The sequence below is a fragment of the Pigmentiphaga sp. genome, from assembly GCF_019689535.1.
Classification (GTDB): Bacteria; Pseudomonadota; Gammaproteobacteria; order Burkholderiales; family Burkholderiaceae_B; genus Pigmentiphaga.
This window is the reverse complement of sequence record NZ_JADGHH010000321.1, coordinates 1-2,496: the sequence shown is the minus strand read 5'-3', so window position 1 is coordinate 2,496 and position 2,496 is coordinate 1. Positions and strand designations below refer to the sequence as shown.

Annotated in this window: 3 protein-coding genes and 1 tRNA gene; all 4 read right to left on the bottom strand. The window is 65.4% G+C overall.

Annotated elements, in window-relative coordinates:
- Window positions 1-148: 148 nt before the first annotated feature.
- Window positions 149-224, bottom strand: a tRNA-Thr gene (locus IRZ12_RS17285).
- 112 nt (window positions 225-336) lie between these two features.
- On the bottom strand, window positions 337-978 hold the full coding sequence (gene maiA, locus IRZ12_RS17280; protein WP_296471260.1) for a maleylacetoacetate isomerase: 642 nt from the start codon (window positions 976-978) through the stop codon (window positions 337-339).
- A gap of 15 nt (window positions 979-993) precedes the next feature.
- Window positions 994-1,944: a 4-hydroxy-3-methylbut-2-enyl diphosphate reductase gene (gene ispH / locus IRZ12_RS17275; protein ID WP_296471257.1), complete on the bottom strand. Its 951-nt coding sequence runs from the start codon at window positions 1,942-1,944 to the stop codon at window positions 994-996.
- Window positions 1,944-2,417, bottom strand: coding sequence for an FKBP-type peptidyl-prolyl cis-trans isomerase (locus IRZ12_RS17270; RefSeq protein ID WP_296471255.1), 474 nt, complete (start codon window positions 2,415-2,417; stop codon window positions 1,944-1,946). The genes ispH and IRZ12_RS17270 overlap by 1 nt, the downstream gene beginning before the upstream one ends.
- Window positions 2,418-2,496: the final 79 nt, after the last annotated feature.

Below are 2,496 nucleotides of genomic sequence, written 5' to 3'. Positions count from 1 at the left end.
GCGCGTGGGCTGGGTGTGGTGTTAAACAGACCTGCCACGGATGAAGCGCGCTGCGCCATGGTGCGTTCCTGGGCGGTTGATGCAGATCAAGCGCCGGCAGCCAAGCCCCAACGCAAAAAGGGCAGCCCAACGGGCTGCCCTTTTCAACTGGTGCCGGCAATAGGAGTCGAACCTACGACCTTCGCATTACGAATGCGCTGCTCTACCAACTGAGCTATGCCGGCGCAAAACCTTCACGCCTTGCCTTCCGCGCAAATCGCGGCAAAAGCAAAGCTAGCCCGCTATTCTAGCAGAATTTTTTCGAAGCTTTCAAACCGTGCTCGCAGAAGCCGCCTCTCATTCCGCATCAGGCTGCCGGTCGGGATGCGCGGCCTCGAAGGCCGGCAGCGCCGCGCAATAGTCGGCCACGCGCACCACGGTGGGCATGGCGCTCAGGTCGGCCTTCAGGCGCCGGGCGTTGTAGACCTGCGGGATGAGGCAGATGTCCGCCAGCGTGGGCTGGTCGCCGTGGCAGCAGCGCCCGGTATGGGGAGAGTCGGCGAGCATGCGCTCGAACGCGGTCAGGCCGTTCTCGACCCAATGGCGGTACCACTGGTCGCGCCCTTCCTGTTCGATGCCGAGCTGCTTCAGGTACTTCAGCACGCGCAGGTTGTTCAGCGGATGGATGTCGCACGCGACGGTCATCGCCAGGGCACGCACTCGGGCCCGCCCGATCGGGTCCGACGGCAGCAGCGCGGGCTCGGGGTGCGTCTCTTCCAGGTATTCGATGATGGCGAGCGACTGCGTCAGCACCGCGCCGCCGTCCTCGAGTACCGGCACGAGGGCATCCGGGCTGAGCTTGCGAAACTCGGGCCGTTTCTGCTGGCCGCCATCCTTGAGCAGGTGGACGGCCTGGTATTCGTAATCCAGCTTCTTCAGGGCCAGCGCGATGCGGACGCGATACGCGGCGGAACTGCGGAAATAGCTATAGAGACGCATGCTTGCTCCGTTCGGCTACGGATGGACGTTCCTCGACAAACCTTTGGGCAGCGGAAAGGCCACGCCCTCCTCGGCACCGGCCAGCTTGCGCACGGACACCGCGCCCAGCTCCTTCAAGCGGGCGATGACCTGCTGCACCAGGACGTCGGGGGCGGACGCACCCGCGGTGACGCCCACGCGCCGGCAGCCCGTCAGCCAGGCCGGGTCGATGTCCTCGGCGCCGTCGATGAGGTAGGCGGGCACGCCCTTGCGCTCGGCCACCTCGCGCAGGCGGTTGGAGTTGGAGCTGTTCACGCTTCCCACCACCAGCACGAGGTCGCATTCGGGCGCCATGATCTTGACGGCGTCCTGGCGGTTCTGGGTGGCATAACAGATGTCGCTCTTCTTGGGTTCGGCAATGTTCGGAAAACGCGCCTTGAGCGCCGCGGCAACCTCCGCGGCGTCGTCCACGGACAGCGTGGTCTGCGTGACGTAGGCGAGCTGGTCCGGGTCCGCCACCTGCAGCGCCGCGACGTCTTCGACCGTCTCGACCAGGTACATGCCGCTGTCGGCCTGCCCCAGCGTGCCCTCGACTTCCGGGTGCCCCTTGTGGCCGATCATCACGATTTCTTTGCCGGCCGCGCGCATCTTCGCGACCTCCACGTGCACCTTGGTCACGAGCGGGCACGTCGCATCGAACACGCGCAAGCCGCGTTGCTCGGCCTCCTTCCTCACGGACTTGGGCACACCGTGGGCCGAGAACACCACGGTCGCCCCGCTCGGGGCCTGGTCCAATTCCTGGATGAAGATGGCGCCCTTGCTACGCAGGTCCTCCACCACGTAGCGGTTGTGGACGATTTCGTGCCGCACGTAGATCGGCGCGCCGAACAGTTCCAAGGCGCGCTCGACGATCTCGATGGCGCGATCGACCCCCGCGCAAAACCCGCGCGGCTGGGCGAGGACCACTTCCATGGGCGCCTGCGTCATCACATGACTCCGAGCAAAGATACGTCCACCTTCAGGGTCGCGCCGGCAAGCGGGTGATTGAAGTCGAACAACGCATAGTCCTCGCCCTGCTCCTTGAACACGCCCGAATACCGTCCGCCGTTGGGCGCCGCGAATTCGACCAAATCGCCTGGCTCGAACGTTTCGTCGCCCGCGTGCTCGCGCAGCATGGCGAGCGTGACGCGCTGGATGAGCTCGGGATTGCGCTCGCCATAGGCCTGTGCGGGTTCGAGGGTGAAGCTGAAGCTTTCGCCTTCGTGGTGGCCGAGCAGCGCCGCCTCCATGCCGGGCGCCCATTGGCCTACGCCCATCTGGAGCGTGGCGGGGCGGCCGCTGAAAGTATCGACGAAGACTTTCCCCGCGCCTTCGCCCGAAGCGAGCGTGATGCGGTAGTGCAGGGTTACGTAGGAATCCTCACGGACAACCGGGAGCGATGCGGGGGAATGGGAATCCAAAATATGTCACCGTGTCGATGCTATGCGCCAAACCCTGGATTTTACCCGCCTTGCCGCCATGTCCACCGCCACCCCGCCC